This window comes from Thalassobius sp. MITS945101 (assembly GCF_047123305.1).
In the GTDB taxonomy this organism is placed as follows: domain Bacteria; phylum Pseudomonadota; class Alphaproteobacteria; order Rhodobacterales; family Rhodobacteraceae; genus Thalassobius.
The window spans coordinates 2,445,594-2,461,919 of record NZ_CP138918.1 but is presented as its reverse complement, the minus strand read 5'-3'; the positions used below and the strand labels follow the sequence as shown (position 1 = coordinate 2,461,919).

The window sequence follows — 16,326 nt, the reverse complement described above, 5'->3', positions numbered from 1 at the left end:
CTCAACCCCCTCACAACTCCGGCCAGGCAATTTCATCATGCGAGAGCGGTAGGCGATTGGCCAGCTCTTCTACGCCGGAGGTCACCTCACTCCGCCTGAATATGCGTCCACTACACTCTTCCGGCATTTGGATAAGCGGAACCCGCTCCTTTATGAGCTGGTCGCCGACTTTCCGGGTGCTGCCCCCAAGAAATTCCGCATAGTGTTTTCCGGGAATAAAGCGCGCCAGAAACCGGTCAACAGAGCTATACGGCACCACCTGCACCGACTTCCGGGACACCGGATGACGCGCCCGAACCAGTTTCAGATGACCTGTGTTCACCAGATGGCGGAGGGTGGCTGCGTTGACACCGAGGAATCCCGCCAGCGTCGATCGCAAATATCCGTTCGGTCTGATCAGGCGCAATGCTTCAGCAACCTCCGCCGGATCCAGGAGCACCGACAGATACCCCTCTTGTTCAGCATCCTTGACAATAGTGTTCAGTTCGCCGCTCTGGATCAGCCGCACCACATCCACGGCGCCCGCTACAGCTTTGCGGCAGACGGACTGAATACCGACTAGCCCATCCGCTTTTGCCGTCGGTGTGCGTGGCACAATACTGGCAAGGAACGCATCGAGTTGCCCTTCATCGTAGTATGGTCTCCCGACAGGGGAGCCGGCGATGGGTCTGATGATCCCACCTGCAACCAGAGCACCAAACTGCGCCCTCGGCGCATTGATCTTTTTCTGAGCCGCTACCTGACAGATCGCCCCGGTAAAACTTTTGACCAGTGGCGCCAATGCCTGTGCATCGAGCACAACACCTTTCGCAGAGTTATCTGCCTGAGGGTCCGGCCTTAGAAACCCGTTTGCACCAAGCAGTTCCACTGTCTGACGGCGGCCGAGCCCCAGTTCGCGCCGCAGGGTTTCAACGCTGTGGACACAACGGGTCGTACAGGTTTTCCCAAGCACCAGATCGCCTTCGCCGATGGGATAGGACTCGGTGAAGAACTTTCTTACGAGATCACGCAAGGGCTCGTATTGCTCCGAATGGGATTGCTCAAGCCAACTGAACAGGCAGCCGTAGTTTCTGCGCGAAAGTGATATGGGAGAACCGGCCTCACGATGCAGTCGCCGCAGCAGATGAAACACCCCATCTTCACCTTCGGACAGGAGCTCAAAACCCTGCGCACCTGCACGACGCTTTTCCACGTCGGATAAATGCTTCACTTTTGCATCGACACCAAACAGATCGACAACTCCGAAGATCTCAGCGCCAAGTGCAACTGCACCGAATCCGATATTGTCGAGCCATGTGCCCTGTTGTTCACCCGCCAGCCGACGGGTGAGATAGTCTTCCAAACCTGTTGAGACCTGACATGCAACCAGCTCTCTCAACTGATCAGCCCCCAATTTGAGATCGCGGATACGCCCGGCAAAATCATGGGGACCACGGCTGTGCGAATAGCTGTCGTCGTCATACAACCTGACCTGGTGGTGAAGGCATGTCCGGATTGAGGGCACATGCCAGGCGCATCTCTGCGCCGCGCCACCGCCAGTGTCTGCGCTGATGTCATCCTCGACACACTCCGGACAGAACCGCAGGCGCCTGCGCGTGATCCAGCGTTTCTCAATAAGCTGCCCGGCCAGCCGGTACTGCCCGGTCGACACTTTGCGAACAACACCACGCATCAGTTGAGCAAGTTCCACTCCGCCGAGTTGGGCGAGGATCGAAAGGGCCCGTTCATCGCCGTCAGCGATGGCCTGAAGAGAAAAGCCCTGATCGGTGCAAAACTCCGAGGCAAAGGAAAGACCATTCGCCCAGGCAAGCCGGGATGCGAAGGATGCCGGGGTTTCCCCCGGCATCAAGGGAACAAGGATCGGCAACAACGGCATTATGCAGCCCCCCTCTTGATTGCTGGCGCTATCTCCAGCTCCGCTCCGCTGAGAAGTTGACCCGTCTTAATGGTGCGGAAATTCTCAGCAATGAATGGGTTCAATGCATCAACACAGCGCTTCTGTTTCCGATAGGCCCCCGCGAAGTGACTTTGTTCAAGGGTTTGGTTCCCATCGCACAACGCCAGTTTGATAGCCGATATGATCAGCCCAATTTTCGACCCGAACTCGTAGCGGGCCGCATGCAGCAGTCGTCGCGCGAATGCCGATGTCTCAAGCGTTTTGCCGCGCGACAGTTTTGCCGCATCGAGATAGGCACCCAGCACGCCCATCACCTCATGCCCATGGGCGGCGTAGCTCATGGGCGCAAAATGCACGGGCTCAAACCTCCGGCTGAGCTGTTCATCCCGGTTGATCAGATCCAGGAGTTCACAGGTGCCACTGAGGATCAGGCTAACCGGCCATTCCGCGTACTCCAGACAGGATTTCCAGACCAGCATCACCTGATCAAACTCAGATTTCGACTTGGTCCTGAGGATATGCTGCGCTTCGTCAAAATGCAGAAAAAGTGTCTTATGGGAGCGCGCCTGATGCATCACCTGCCGCCAGATCGAATGCCCTGTCCGAGATCCCTTGCTCTCATATCCATATGCTTTGAGCGTATCGAGACCGACACCTTTGATCGTCGCTTCTGACGCCAGACGCACAGTCAACGCCTGTTGATATGGTTTTCCATATGCCACATGCGGATGCTTCTGCAGAAGATGTTCTATGCCAAAACTCTTGCCGGCACCGGCATTACCAATGACAACAATGCCGCGCTGCGCTGTCGTGCGGCCAGCAGCTGTATGCGCTTTGCGTCGGTAGAGAATATCATCAACCTGATCCCGGAGCTCTAGGTAAGTGTCATGGGCGATAAAGCGGTGTTCAAGGTCAGCCACGATGTGGCTGACCTCCTCACGGGACATATGTGTCATTGCCCGTCCTCCATACGCCAGCGCGGACGCGAGATCGGCATGGCCTGTTCCGCATCATCCTCCCCGGGAGTGATCTCCGGTAGCTGTGGTGGCGCCACCTCTGCCCTGGCAATTACGCCATCAAGGAGACCTCGTTTTTTCCTGGAAACCGAGGGGATAATGCCCGCCACGACCTCCAGTCCAAGCCAGAGATGCTCCCGATTGCGCTCAACATCGGCTTTTGTCGGAGCAAGCGCTGAGAGCCCGAGCCGTTGAGAGGCAGCGCGATCCTCCTCCGTGAAGTCTGCAAATGCCTGATCAATGATATCCTGCGTCAGTTCTGCCTCCGCCTCAAAACGGCGGCGCAGATTGCTGCAGGCCTCCGTCCAGAGACCCAGCGACAGACCATCAAACCCTTTTGCCAGGGGGCGGGCGACAACCCAGACACCATCCAGATTGACCTCGATAAGGCCAAGGTCCTGATGATCCACCCGGATCTCGACCTCGAGATCGGGATTGGAGAGAAAATGGTGCCGGACCATCTCACAGGTGTAGAAGATGCCCGCAAACCGAACCCCGCGCCCGGAAATGCTCCGGGTATATTTCCGACCGAAGGCGCCTAGGCGCTCAATCCGGCTCGGGGGGCGGGGCTTGCCAACGGTCAAACACAATTCCCGCCAGCAGTTCAGCGGGGTCTGTCCACCGATGCCCCCGTGCGGTTTGTTGTTGTAAACATCGACAACAAAGCGAACCAGGATCCGGGTCAACTCGTCATCAGCAAGCGCAGCATAATCTTCAGGCACAAAATCACCTTTTTCGACGATGTTTGAATAGGTGCGCGCACTCAAACACTCCATCAACTCTATGCCGAAAGTCCTGAAGCAGCGCTCGATATGTCCGCGAAGTTTGGGAACACCTGCTGGCGGGAACATGACTGTTCCCCGAAGGTCCGTTACCGCGCCCCGGAAATCAAAGTTCGCAAAGGCCACACCCTGATCGGAAGCAACAGTTTCAAAACCGGTACCCGGCCAGTCCGGAAGCGCGCAGCCAAAGAGACGGGCCAGATCCCCCTTATCCCGGGTTGCCAAGTCCAGTGCTGCAATCGCATCTTCAGTATTTGGCGTCGCGCAGACCTTCACCGAGAGGATCAGTCGCGTCCGCACATCAATCACGACATAGATCCAGCGCCGCCCTTTCGGTAGTGCTTTGATCTGCTCCTCTGTCAGATGACCGAAGACACCGGCCTCGGCAAAGAAGGTAATCAGGTCGACCTTCCATTCATCGATTTCCAAACGCTCCCCTGGGCGCAGGACATTCAGTCCTTCGCCGATGATTGCAAAATGCCGGTTGGCCGCTTCGAGGCCCTGGCGCTGGCACATCACATGGTAAGGCTCAAGACGACATATCTCTCTGTAGATTGTGCTTTCTGCGGGAACGGCCAGAGGCGGCAGGCCGCGATCGATCCGATACGCATTCGCCAGCCGGAAAGCCCGTTTTGTCTGGCGAATAACGCTCTTCTTCGACGGGCGTTTAAAACTCGCATATCGATCCGCGCATTTGCGAAGCAGGGCAGCACTCTCGGGACCAAATTTGACCTTCGTCCGTCCCGCCAGATAGCGCTTGTCTATGAGCGCTAGAACGCACCGACCACTAGCCTCATAAGCGCGGACCCAACGCAGCAAGGCCGAAGAGCCTGGCGGGTCAATCTCGTTGCTTGACCGCTTCTTTCCTCCATATTTGCGCCTCCCGGCATCCTTATCAGGCTGTGGAATCTGCATCGTGATTTTCGGCGCCACACTCCGAATCCAGGTCTCCACATCTTTCCAGTAGCGGCCAATCTCTCCGCGTGCTTCAGCATCCAGAAAGAGATCACACCAGGCTTGGCGGAAGAAGACCGTTGAGCGTTGTTTTGCAGGCAAATGGGTGACAATCTGATCGGCAAACTGAACACGCTGCCGGGCGGCCTCTTCACTGTGATAGCCATCACGAATGGTAATGTGACCGGTCTTCAGACCTTCGTTGATCTCATCGTAGGTGAGCTCGTCAAAGACAATTTCTCCTTCACTCCAGCGACTGATGATGACACCTAACGGCCCTTGCTCCACGAGAAGACCCGGGACGTCGCCTTGCTGAATCTGCGAATAGGGCTCGAGACGAATGATATCAGTCATTGCATGCCTCCCTCGACCAGCATGTCGAGATCAATAACGCCGTCCTGGATCGGGCGCAGGACACCGGCATAGATCGCTTTGAATATTTCCGGCCAGGCCCTGCCGCCAATATCGGCTCTTAAAATCAGCTCCCGGATCGTGACCGGCAGATCGATCTCGGCGGCAAGCTCTGCGATTATCGCGGCCGCCTCCGGGTCATCCTCGCGCCGATAGGCAAACAGGCGCCGTGCATTCAGCGCCTCCCACTGGTCGTAGTTTTCCTCAGTAATCAGCACCAGGTAATCAGCAAAATCGTCTGGCATTGCCGCCGCCACATAACCTAGTTTCTCTTCAAGGTTCTGAGCTCTGGCACGTTCTGCCGGCTTAATCTCAGCGGCGATTCTGGTTCCGTCCTTTAGCGTGTAGACTTGGTCGATTACTTTCCGACGCCTGCGACCATCAGCATCGACGTAGTCAATGGCAGATGGCTGCTCGACCATGTCAGCCACGGGGTATAGAGCTGTTGTCGTGGTGAAGGTGTCAAATTCACGAAGGCTGTCGAACACGACTTTCTGGCTTTCGCCCCCATTGGGACGAAATGCGCCAGTCTCTACGAAAGTACGCACACGCGAGCGCTCTGGCATGTTGCGTGATGCACGATTGGCCCGAGGGGCCACAAAGATTTCTTTTTCCATGTTTTTTGATGGTGTGCGGGATCATTCCCTGACCAATATGATCCGGGTGAACCGCACACATTCCTCTTGTCCAATGATGGAAGGCGGCCGAGCTCAACCAGTCGGGTCAAAAGACCCGGCCGCCAGACTTGACTTTTGAGGGGAATCGAGAGACCTTCTGAGTGTCGGCTATCAAACGACGTGAAGGCCCTTGAGAGTCCGCTCTCGGGGCTTTTCTATTTTCTAGATCATCGTTTCATATCCCCCTTCTTTCCAGAGGCGGCCACCGACCACAGGTCTTCGACACGAAATCCTGTGCGCTCGGCTACGGCTGCTTCGATCTTCGCCGACCGCCTACGCCCGGCAAGTACGTTCGACACCGCCGAACGACTATACCCGATGCTCTCGGCCAGCTCGGTGATTGTTGTCTGAGCCATCCCGAGATGCAGTTTCACAATCTGCTGGCGCATTTTGTTGGCATCCATGTTTCGCGGCCTTTGGCAGGAACTAACGTTTCCATTGATGTCGAAACGAATGTTCCAACATCCCCGATTCTAGGAGCATCTCCGTTGGACAATCAAGAGCTAAGAAGCCTTGAGCGCGTTGATAACGTTGAATTTTCTCAGTTAGTTTTGATTATTAACTTACGTTAGAGCCCCAAGAGTTAATCTTCAATTCTGCTAATAACTTAACGGGTGAAACGGTCGTTTCCGGAGGAGGGAAATGTGCGGGGGGCATCTTTTCGAAACGTTGTAAGCGTCAACGACCATCACAAGGGACTGCCGCGCTGCGCCGCTTCCGAGACCACGAGACGTGCCGAGAAAGAGGAGTTTGGTAGCAGCTGATTTACGCTTGGAAGCCGGTGTAGATATGTCGGCTCGGGGAAGGCGCAGCTCAATCCTTCAGCCGGAAGAGGTCCGCGACATCAAGATTCAGAGCGTCGGCTATTCTGATGACGGTTTTGAGACCGGGATTTCTCTCCCCGCGCTCAATTCCACCAATATATGTACGGTCCAGATCCACTTCATGGGCAAAGCTCTCTTGCGAGTAGCCTTGCGCCTTGCGGGCTGATCTCAGGTTGTTCCCGAAATCATTCGCTGTGAACCGATTTACCATCCTCTCAAACGGCAAGAAAGATGTTTAATCGTCTACGGACTTATCGTATCATTTTGCGGAGAAGGCTTTATTCTGAGGATGTTTACATGTTTGATGAGTACCCTGACGGTAAGATCGAGGCCGACTCAGAACGGTTTGCGCAGATGAGCGGGATTGCCAGATCGCGCCTGGCTGAGGTGAACGGTATTCCCGACGCGGGCCTCGGTTCAAAGTTCAGACGCCACCTCGCGCTTTCCAGACTGAATGCGCAGCTTTCATTCTATGGCTGGGCGATCCGCAAAGATGGAACCCTCTTTGAGGTACCCTTGCGTGGGGAGCCCGTGAAGTTGCGCAAGGAAGACGGGTCAAAACCACTCCCGGGTAGCGTCGAAGAAATCAACGAACAAGCCAGAATTATGTATACTGAAACCGGGAAGTTGTTCGATCCGACAACCGGTCGCCGTTTACCAAATTCCGAACGGCATCGCTTTGGCATCGCATAGACGTGCAAAAACCTGTGTGATGCGAGGGACGTGATATGGCTGTTCTCGAACTTCCCGACATTCCAGACGTAGTTTTCGCTGAACTGCAGTCCTTGGCGCGCCGATCAGAGTTGTCAGTGGAGGACTACGCCAAGGACGTCATTTGCGATGCGGTCGCTCAATTCTGGCATAGTAGTAAGGATGACATCACGATCACGCAGCTTCAGGCAAATCTGGAAGCGATCTTGAGGGTCGCGGAACGAGAGCCGGTTTTCATCGTGAGAAAGGATGGTCAGCGACATGTACTCCTGCCACCTGAGGAGTTTGAGCGTATCAACAGGTCAACTGAAGACCGATGATCACTGGGTAGACGTACGGTGCTTTGCGGGCATTGATCCCTTTCAGATCAACGTTTCCAGAAGCGCTTAGATTTCGGTATTTTAGCTTTGAGATGTTTCTTCAGATCGGTGAAGCCACCGACCTTTACCCCATCAATGAAGATGAGAGGTGTTGTAGCAATGTGGTGCATGTCTTTGAACGCATCGGTTTCCCGCCGTGTCCGCAAGATGTGTTCTTCAATCTCAAAGTTCTGTTGCCGCAGCAGATCGCGGGCTGCCGTCCCATAACCACATGTATAGTTCGGTAGGTCCATGCGATACAGAACAGCCTTGGGCACTTGAACGACTCCGCTTATCTCTTGTCGATGTCGGACTTTGCTGTCCGAAGCGCAAGGCGAAATCGGTAACTTTATCGTTGGGGCAAGCGGCCCAAACCGGACACCCGACCGGACCTCGTGATGCTGCGATGCGGCCCGTCATTCCTGCCGTTCGCTGCAAATGCAAAATCTGTTGATCGGCGAACTCACAGTTTGCGGGACAAACCTGCCTTTTGCTAACGCAGCCATTGCTGACGCAGAAAATGCTCGCGGGCGCGGCATGGTTCTCGCTGTAAAGCTGCATGTGTCGCCAGAGCGGTCATTGAAGGCCGACAGAAGGGCGAAGTTCAAACCGTTCTTTCGCTGCAGCCAAGATTAATTTACGAGGAGCGGGGCAAATCTGCCATAGATTTTCTTGGATCTAACGGCCGCTTTTGGGGAATTCGCCTCTCGTGAAGTCGACAAAGTGAGCGCTTGCACTTGCGGCGCTGAGCGCCGCGTAAAGCAATGAAATTTCCAATACAGGTCGAAATGCGATGCTGATTCCGCCAAAACGTAAATTAACTCTATGTCGCTTTAAAACTCGGCAATCAAAGCGCAGACGAAGATAACCAAACCTTTCTAAAAGCTTGTTGCTGGAACCCAGGTACGCAGTTCGTATCCGAAGCTACAGGGCTGTGTTTCAGAATCTCACCTTCTCGATTGCGAAACTATTGCTCCAGGAGCCGAGACGACTCTTGAGGCCAATTCGTGGCCAGACAACATGCACTCAGTTTCGTTTTGCCCCTGGATGTAAGCTGCGAGATATGCGCCATTGAAGCTGTCGCCCGCCGCCGTGGTATCGATCACGATTTCCGCTGTCTTGAATTCTGGGTGCGCGTGTGGCTCAAGAAACGGCGAAACCGGCCCTCGCGCTCCACGTTTTATCGCGCAGGCTTCCCAGGTTTTTTCATTGAAACGGGAGATAACCGCGTCTTCGCTAGTCTCATTGAACAACGCCATCTCATCATCGATTGAAGGCAGCGCGATATCCGCGATGTCCCACATTTCCGAGAGACATGTTTGTGCAGCATCCGTGCTTTCCCACAGTTGGGCGCGATAATTGGAGTCAAACGCGATCAGGCTTTGTCCAGATTCCGACAAGATCCGAAGTTCGTTCATCAAAGCCTGACGAGAAGCTGGTTGAAGAATGGCCAGTGTGATTCCTGAGAGATAAACAATCCTTGAATTTGGAAGCGGTCGCACATCGTCATGATCGGTAAACATTCCCCGTGCAGCGGAACTTGCGCGCCAGTAGGAGAAGCTGCGTTCGCCTGACGCGTCGGTGGATACTGCGTAGACCCCAATGTTTCGCTCAGGATTTGTCGATATTTGGTTTGTATCTATCCCCTCACTTCTGGCCGCATCAATAAAGCTAGCTGAAAGCGGGTCGCGCCCAATGGATGTCTTGTACGCGACACTGCCCGGTTGGTTGAGCGCGCGCGCGCAGTAAACCGCAGTGTTATATGTGTCTCCAGCAAATCCCACTTTGAAATCACCGGACGTTCCTTTGCGGATTTCGGCCATCACTTCTCCGATGCCGAGCAAGCTAAACTCCATTTTGTCCTTTCCCGGGCTGTGTCGCCAAAGAGGTCTGTATTTGTGCCGTGATCTAGTGTATTATGATAACGTTATCAATACTTGATTGGAAAAACCTGACAAATGTGTGAGAATGTTTTAAAAATCAGCCCACATTGTCCGGAAGGCTGGCTTGAAGGGCTGGAAAGTACCAACCCAATGGACCAAATGCCTACTAAGCGCTAGCAATCATACCGGACGACCAAACTAGGACTCTTCGGTCGGAAGGCGCCTTTGAGCGAAAATATGGTACGGGCAAATCGATGAAAAAAAGAGCAACGATAGTTGACGTCGCAAAAGAGTGTGGCGTGTCACAGGCAACTGTCGCAAGAGTTCTGAGCGGCCAAACCGGCATCCGCACCAAGGAAAGCACCAGAAAGCGTGTTTTGGAAGCGGCTAAAAAGGTCGGCTATCAGAGGAATGCGATCGCCGCCAATTTCAGGCTGCAAAAGACCAATTCGATTGCTGTCTCGATCGCTGACATAACCAATCCCTTTTTCCCCGAACTGGTGAAGGGCATTCAGGAGGTTCTGAGAGACGCCGGGTACAGCGTTGTTCAACTTTACAACGACTGGGACGCAGACGTTGAACAGGAGCATTTCGACTATATGGTGCGCACATGTGTGGAAGGTGCGATCATTTCTCCGTCAGCTTCCACAACCGGGTTTGACGCGCTCCAATCCACGCCATTTGTCCTGCTGTCGAACTCAGATAAATTCGCGATGCACGATACTGTTGGCAACGACAGTCGCAGCGGAATGCGCCTTGCTCTCGAACGGTTGTACCAACTTGGCCATCGTCGCATTGCCCTATTCGTTGGTGGTTCGATGCGATCGGGGTCAAACTGGAGGGCGGAACTTTTTCGTGAGTTTCATCGCGAGAGAGGGCTGTCGGTTGACCCAGAATTGATATTGGAAAGTGACTACGGCGTCAGTTCAACTTCTTCTTTCGCTGCTGCGCGAAAGATCATGAATTCATTTCTTGACCGACCAGATCTGCCAACTGCGATATTCTCCTCAAATGACATTCTTGCGCTTGCGACACTGCAGGTCGCAAATGAAAAAGGGATCGACGTGCCGGGCCGATTGTCCGTTGTCGGAATGGATGGGATTTTTTCGGGTGAGGTGAGCTATCCGCCACTCACCACAGTTCAAAAAAACCGAAGAGAAATAGGTCGCACTGCTGCGCTTGCGCTGTTGGACAAAATAAAAGCCTCTGAAGATGGACCGGCAAGACGGCAGCTGTTGAGTTGCAAACTGCTTGAGCGGGGATCGATGGGACCAGCAATGACAGGCAGCCAGGACTAGAAATCTTCCAAGGCGTTTTGGTTCTGGCCCGGGTTCGACGTCAGATCAGACGGGATCACCTGCTCGGAAAGTTGCATATTGACTCCGTCCAGAATCAAATGATAACGTTATCACCAATTGGCGCGATACGAGCCCGCCAGACCAGGTATTGGTCGACGGTCGCAGCGCCCTAAAGAGAAAGAGTGAGGAATTCCAAATGTCGATGTCCAAGGTATTCGGTTTGAAAGGCATAGAGCCAAAACCGAGAACGACCAATCAAATCTGGGCCAAGGACGTGGGGTATGATGAGGCCCCCTGGTATCACGAACGCATGGGGTTGACCGAGCTTGAGGATTTTCTGGACGTTGCCGGTGAACGCATTGACTATGTGAAGATCGCAACGACACAAGTGCTGAACCACCCGGCGGAATGGGTAAAGCGCAAGATTGCGCTCTACAAAAAGCACAACGTCCAGCCCTATCTGGATCACGGTTTCTTTCTTCGGGCTTATAAGAATGGTGTTGTTGACGAAGCCATCGAAGCGGGTGCAGAGCTCGGGTTTCCTGTGATCGAATTCATGAACACCTTTGGCGACGTTACCGACGAACAACTCAAGTCGTGGCGCCAACGCGCCTTAGATTGTGGGATGAGCATTATCTATGAGCACCATCCCGAACGCGGATGGCGTAAAGGTCGGGCCGATATTGTCGATGTGCCGGCCACAGCAGCGGAAATCGCCCAGGGCGCAGAGCCGTTTCTGGCGCATGGTGCGTTCACGCTTTTGATCGACCACGAAGAGATTGAGATACAGGAAGAAGCCGCGAAGGACGTTCTGAATGAAGTCCGCGAGATTCTGGGCAAAGATCGTGTGGCGTTCGAGGTCACGTCGACCAAAGAAGCGGAGATGCTGTGGTATACAAACCTGCTGGACTATTTCGAGATGTTTGGCAGCGACTGTAATGTCACCAACATCATGCCAAGTCAGGTCATGTTCATTGATCCGCTGAGATCGGGTGAAAGACCGGCCAACCTTTTGTTCGACCGTTATCCGGAACTGAACCCGGTGCGTCACAAATAAATTTTTCGGCCGGTGATGATAACGATATCAAATTATTCGCTAGCCGGAGCCAAAACAAAGCTGCTGCGATCAGACGGTCGCGTGGGAGGAGCAACATCAACAAACGGATCGACAAATAGAGAAAGACACCGCGCGTTTCGAAGGGCATGATTTCGGAATGCGCGCCAGAGGGAACCCGAAGGATGCGTCAGTGTTCGCAGGGTTGCCAAACATCAATGGCGCAGAGGTATCATCCTCGCACCGCCAAACTCGGTCGCAAACAAGACCTGCGGCCAATTTCGGAGGAGAATAGAATGTTAAAGAAAACGCTCAAGACCATGTCCGGCGTGATCGCTGCAGGGGTATTGTCGGTTTCGGCAGGCACCGCGCTTGCAGAAGTGAATTTCGAGGGTGAAACGGTCACGATCATCATCCCGTTCAAAGAGGGCGGTGGCACGTCGCGCACGTTCCGCTTTTTCCAGCCCTACCTGTCCAAATATCTGCCGGGCAATCCGGTGATCCAGCTTCAGCATATGCCGGGCGGTGGCACGATCAAAGGTGGCAACTTTTTCCATGACAATCAGGAATCTGACGGCACATTTGCGCTTGCGACATCGTCTTCCGTGAACATGCAGCAGGCGACCGGCAACCCGCTGGCCAAATTTGACCTGCTGTCCTATGAACCGGTTTTGTCGCTGGCGACTACGACCCACTGGGTCACGCATGCGGATCTGGCAGATGGCCCCAACGACGTTTCCGGGTTGCAGGAATTGCCCGTCGCCCTGTTCCCGTTCAAAACAGCGGCTTCGGCGGATATGTTCCACCTGTGGATCTATAAAACACTGGGTATTGACGGTGCGCGCCCAATTCCTGGCTTGTCCAGTTCTGCCGGGTATCAGTCCTTTCAGCGCGGTGAATTGCAAATGGCGTCGCACGGGACAGGCAACTTCCTGAAGACAATCAGCAAAGACATCGCCGACGGCAAAGTGCATCAGTTCATGACGCTGGGCGTGTTGCAGCCTGATGGATCTGTGCAACGTCCGTCCTATTCACCTGACGCACTGACCTTCCCGGAAATGTACGAAAAGGTACACGGCAAGCCGCTGGAAGGTGCAGAGCGTGAAGCCTATGAAGTGATCGCGGCCAATTGGGGTCCTGCATCCAAAGGTCTGGTTCTGCCCACCGGCACACCGACGGAAATCGTTGATGCATGGCGCAAGGCAGTCGAGGAAATGACGAAGGACCTCGAGTTCATTGAGGCTGCCCCCAAGAATATCGGGCCTTTTCCGGTCGTCATTGGTGAAGACGTGCGCGGCATCATCGGCAAGGCTGTCGACCTGTCCGATGCGAGCAAGCAGCAGTTCAACGACGCAATTGCGCATTACAACCTGACGTATCGGATCGAATGATACAGACGCGGTAATTCCGAACCAGACTGGTCCCGGATTCTGTTCGGGGCCGGTCAATTCCAGAACGTTTGTCAAAGCGTTGTAATGATTGCACTCTCGCCAACCGAGGCCGCCCCACGCACATGTGAGGCGAGACTTGAACCGATAGCGCTACGAATACGTAGCGCCGAAACATGCTGGCGGATGTCTAAACTAATTCACGAAAGAGGTCGCCGTGGAAGTTGAAATGTTCATCTCAGCGCTGACGCAGCTGTTCCAGATATCCCATTTTCCCTATCTCATGGCCGGAGTGCTTCTGGGTCTGACCTTGGGCATTTTGCCCGGTCTTGGCGGAACGTCGGGTCTCGCGATCCTGCTGCCCTTTGTCTACACGTTTGAGCCAAGCGTTGCCCTGGCCATGATGATCGGCGTGCTGGCGCCCACGACCACATCGGACACCTTTCCGGCGGTCTTGCTGGGCATACCCGGAACGGCCGGTTCACAGGCGACGGTTCTGGACGGGCACCCGCTGGCCAAGAAAGGTCAGGCATCAAGGGCGCTGTCCGCAGCTTTCCTCTCGTCGCTGGTGGGTGGATTGTTCGGGGCGATGATCCTGAGCATTTCGATTTTCTTTGCGAAACCGCTGATCATGTCTTTCGGCTTTGGCGAACAGTTTCTTCTGATCATCCTTGCCTTGTTGATGATCGGTGCGTTGACAGGGGCCAACTTCCTGAAAGGGCTGGCCAGCTGTGTGATTGGCCTTGTGATTGGCACTATTGGTCTGGCCCAGATTACCGGCGAGCCCAGATATACGTTCGGCACGTTGTATCTCGTCGATGGATTTCCGTTGGTCGTCATGGGGCTGGGGCTCTTTGCGGTGCCGGAAATTGTTGGTCTTCTTCAGTCGAAATCGACCGTCGCGGGCGGCGGAAAGCTTGAAAAAGGCTGGTTGCGTGGCATGCGCGATGCCGTCAGCAACTGGTTTCTGATTATCCGGTGCTCGACCGTTGGTGTGCTGGTTGGGGCGCTGCCCGGGCTTGGAGGAACGGTCGTTGACTGGATCGCCTATAGCCACGCAAAACAGACCATCAAAAACCCCGAAACGTTGGGTACCGGAGACATTCGCGGCGTCATCGCGCCGGAATCGGCAAATAATGCAAAGGAAGGCGGGGCGCTTATTCCGACCATCCTGTTCGGGATCCCCGGATCCGGCAACAAGGTGCTTTTGCTTGGCGGTCTGGTACTGGTCGGGATCGAGCCCGGCATCGAAATGGTCACGACGCAGCTGGATATCACCTATCTGATCATCTGGTCGCTGGCGGTGGCGAATATTTTCGGCGCCGGACTGTGCCTGTTTCTGGCACGGCCAATGGCTCAGCTGACCCGCGTTCCTTTCTTTATTCTGGCACCTATCCTGGTTGTTCTGATCTTTTTTGCCACCTTTAATAATGGCCGCGACTGGAGCGATTTTGTCGCCCTGATGCTGTTTGGCGGTGTGGGTGTGCTCTTCAAAACTTACGGCTGGTCGCGGCCCGCGCTTTTGATTGGGTTCTTCCTGTCATCCAAGATTGAATTGCTGAGTTACCAGGTGAGCGCCGCCTATGGTCTGTCCTTTCTGTATCGCACTGGATCGATCATCCTGATTGTTCTGGCATTGGGCACGATCTTCCTGCTTTTGCGTCAAAAAATGACACCGGATGGCAAATCGACTGTAGAAGAGGCGGGCAAACAGACCATGTTCACCTGCCTTATGGCGCTGTTTCCCATCACCATGATCCTTCAGGTCATGAGCTTGGATTTCCGTGCCAGCGTCTATCCGATTGCTCTGAGCGGCGTATTGCTGTTGCTGCTTGCATCCATTGCCGGTCTGCAAATGATGCAGCAAAGACCCGGGATGAAACGCGTGATTGCCTCCAATGCGGCCTCGCGAACCATGTCCCGGAACATCTTTGAAAACCACGGCACGTTGTATGAACAGGTGCGCGCCTTTGCTATGATCCCTGTGTTCCTTGGGCTGGTGTTCCTGCTTGGGTTCCCGATTGCGGCTGTGGCTTTGATCAACGGGTTCATCCTTATGCATGATCGCAGCAAGTATCTGGTTTCGATCATTGTCTCGGCGGCGGTTCTGATCATTCTCTGGACTCTTTCGGGTGTTCTGACACTGCAATACCCCGCTGGCATCATTGCAGATTTCTTGCCGCTTCCATGGTGGCTGGGTGGTCGCTGAAGCCCCGCGGACAGCCCATTTCGAACAGGAAACAAAATGACAAATGAAAAGAGCTTTGTAGAAGCACGAAACGGCATGATCGAAAGAGAGGCCAAACCACGCGAACGCGGCATCAACTATGTCCGTGCGCCGAAAATCCTGGGGCAGTATTTCGCGGATTTCCTGACTTGCTACGGCGCGCTGACAGATATCGTCAAACTGGGCACCAACCAGCTCACCTTTATCCCGGAGGACGAGATCAAAAAGGCAATCCAGCGCAGCCATGACCATGATGTGCGTGTCGCCGTCGGCAATCCCATCATGGATCAGGCCCTGAGTGCAGGATCACAGGCGACCCGGGACGTCATCAATTACGTCGCCGGGCTGGGCGTTGACGTGATGGAAATTTCGGTCATCGCCCGCACCATCGACGACGAAGATCTGGCGGATCTGTTGGATTACGTGAATGGCAAAGGAATGAGGCCGATTGTCGAATGCGGATTGTCCTTTGCCCATGAACCGGTGGTCGATGGACGCACATTCTCCAAACGTAAGAAGGCGCAGGCCAAGCGCGCAATGGAAAATGGGGCTTGGAAGATTTTGATTGAGGCCGAAGGCGTATATGAAAACGTGAAATCGGGCGAGGAACGCTGGGATTTCGTCGATGATTTTGCGGCGGATTTCGAGGTTCGTGACCTCATGTTCGAGGCAGACGATCAGGACGTCATGTCCTATTACGTCAACGCCTATGGGCCGAAGGTAAACGTATTCGTGGACAATTCGCAGGTCATGCAGATCGAAGCCGCACGGCGCGGTTACGGCCCCTGTACGCTGACCTGGGCAAAAGCAGCTGTGTTTTCCAAAGACTAAGCGGAACAAGCAGC

General features: G+C 54.4%; 15 protein-coding genes. 7 read left to right on the top strand and 8 right to left on the bottom strand.

Annotation, left to right across the window (positions count from 1 at the left end):
• Positions 1 to 10 precede the first annotated feature (10 nt).
• The 6 genes from SIC14_RS12285 to SIC14_RS12260 form a co-directional block, all read right to left on the bottom strand.
• Positions 11 to 1,876 carry a TniQ family protein gene (locus SIC14_RS12285; RefSeq protein ID WP_412562213.1) on the bottom strand — a complete coding sequence of 622 codons (1,866 nt, stop codon included), beginning with the start codon at positions 1,874 to 1,876 and terminating at the stop codon, positions 11 to 13.
• Positions 1,876 to 2,853 carry a TniB family NTP-binding protein gene (locus tag SIC14_RS12280; RefSeq protein ID WP_412562212.1) on the bottom strand — a complete coding sequence of 326 codons (978 nt, stop codon included), beginning with the start codon at positions 2,851 to 2,853 and terminating at the stop codon, positions 1,876 to 1,878. Before SIC14_RS12280 ends, SIC14_RS12285 begins: the two co-directional genes overlap by 1 nt.
• Positions 2,850 to 5,003, bottom strand: a complete 2,154-nt coding sequence (locus SIC14_RS12275) for a hypothetical protein (protein ID WP_412562211.1) — start codon at positions 5,001 to 5,003, stop codon at positions 2,850 to 2,852. The genes SIC14_RS12280 and SIC14_RS12275 overlap by 4 nt, the downstream gene beginning before the upstream one ends.
• Positions 5,000 to 5,677, bottom strand: a complete 678-nt coding sequence (locus tag SIC14_RS12270) for a hypothetical protein (protein ID WP_412562210.1) — start codon at positions 5,675 to 5,677, stop codon at positions 5,000 to 5,002. Before SIC14_RS12270 ends, SIC14_RS12275 begins: the two co-directional genes overlap by 4 nt.
• A gap of 227 nt (positions 5,678 to 5,904) precedes the next feature.
• Positions 5,905 to 6,141 carry a hypothetical protein gene (locus tag SIC14_RS12265; protein ID WP_412562209.1) on the bottom strand — a complete coding sequence of 79 codons (237 nt, stop codon included), beginning with the start codon at positions 6,139 to 6,141 and terminating at the stop codon, positions 5,905 to 5,907.
• A 409-nt stretch (positions 6,142 to 6,550) separates the two neighbouring features.
• The gene (locus SIC14_RS12260; RefSeq protein ID WP_412562208.1) at positions 6,551 to 6,772 is read right to left on the bottom strand and encodes a helix-turn-helix transcriptional regulator; all 222 of its coding nucleotides are present in this window, start codon (positions 6,770 to 6,772) and stop codon (positions 6,551 to 6,553) included.
• Between the two features lie 86 nt (positions 6,773 to 6,858).
• On the opposite strand from SIC14_RS12260, the gene SIC14_RS12255 reads away from it, so the two are divergent.
• Together SIC14_RS12255 and SIC14_RS12250 are read left to right on the top strand one after the other, a co-directional pair.
• Positions 6,859 to 7,254, top strand: coding sequence for a hypothetical protein (locus SIC14_RS12255; protein WP_412562207.1), 396 nt, complete (start codon positions 6,859 to 6,861; stop codon positions 7,252 to 7,254).
• Between the two features lie 35 nt (positions 7,255 to 7,289).
• Complete coding sequence (locus SIC14_RS12250; RefSeq protein WP_412562206.1) at positions 7,290 to 7,592, top strand: hypothetical protein; 303 nt, start codon at positions 7,290 to 7,292, stop codon at positions 7,590 to 7,592.
• 47 nt (positions 7,593 to 7,639) lie between these two features.
• Here SIC14_RS12250 and SIC14_RS12245 read toward each other — a convergent pair whose 3' ends face one another.
• Both SIC14_RS12245 and SIC14_RS12240 read right to left on the bottom strand, forming a co-directional pair.
• Entirely contained in the window at positions 7,640 to 7,909 is a 270-nt protein-coding gene (locus tag SIC14_RS12245; RefSeq protein WP_412562205.1) for a glutaredoxin domain-containing protein, read from the bottom strand.
• Positions 7,910 to 8,578: 669 nt separating this feature from the next.
• The gene (locus tag SIC14_RS12240) at positions 8,579 to 9,487 is read right to left on the bottom strand and encodes a sugar kinase (protein ID WP_412562204.1); all 909 of its coding nucleotides are present in this window, start codon (positions 9,485 to 9,487) and stop codon (positions 8,579 to 8,581) included.
• Positions 9,488 to 9,768: 281 nt separating this feature from the next.
• Here SIC14_RS12240 and SIC14_RS12235 point away from each other — a divergent pair, with 281 nt between their 5' ends.
• The 5 genes from SIC14_RS12235 (at position 9,769) to SIC14_RS12215 (ending at position 16,312) form a co-directional block, all read left to right on the top strand.
• On the top strand, positions 9,769 to 10,812 hold the full coding sequence (locus SIC14_RS12235) for a LacI family DNA-binding transcriptional regulator (RefSeq protein WP_412562203.1): 1,044 nt from the start codon (positions 9,769 to 9,771) through the stop codon (positions 10,810 to 10,812).
• 196 nt (positions 10,813 to 11,008) lie between these two features.
• A complete protein-coding gene (locus tag SIC14_RS12230; RefSeq protein WP_412562202.1) occupies positions 11,009 to 11,869 on the top strand; it encodes a phosphosulfolactate synthase in 861 nt (286 codons plus the stop codon).
• 293 nt (positions 11,870 to 12,162) lie between these two features.
• Complete coding sequence (locus SIC14_RS12225) at positions 12,163 to 13,257, top strand: hypothetical protein (RefSeq protein WP_412562201.1); 1,095 nt, start codon at positions 12,163 to 12,165, stop codon at positions 13,255 to 13,257.
• A 214-nt stretch (positions 13,258 to 13,471) separates the two neighbouring features.
• A complete protein-coding gene (locus SIC14_RS12220; RefSeq protein WP_412562200.1) occupies positions 13,472 to 15,463 on the top strand; it encodes a tripartite tricarboxylate transporter permease in 1,992 nt (663 codons plus the stop codon).
• A gap of 36 nt (positions 15,464 to 15,499) precedes the next feature.
• Positions 15,500 to 16,312, top strand: a complete 813-nt coding sequence (locus SIC14_RS12215; protein WP_412562199.1) for a phosphosulfolactate synthase — start codon at positions 15,500 to 15,502, stop codon at positions 16,310 to 16,312.
• The last annotated feature ends 14 nt before the right edge of the window (positions 16,313 to 16,326 follow it).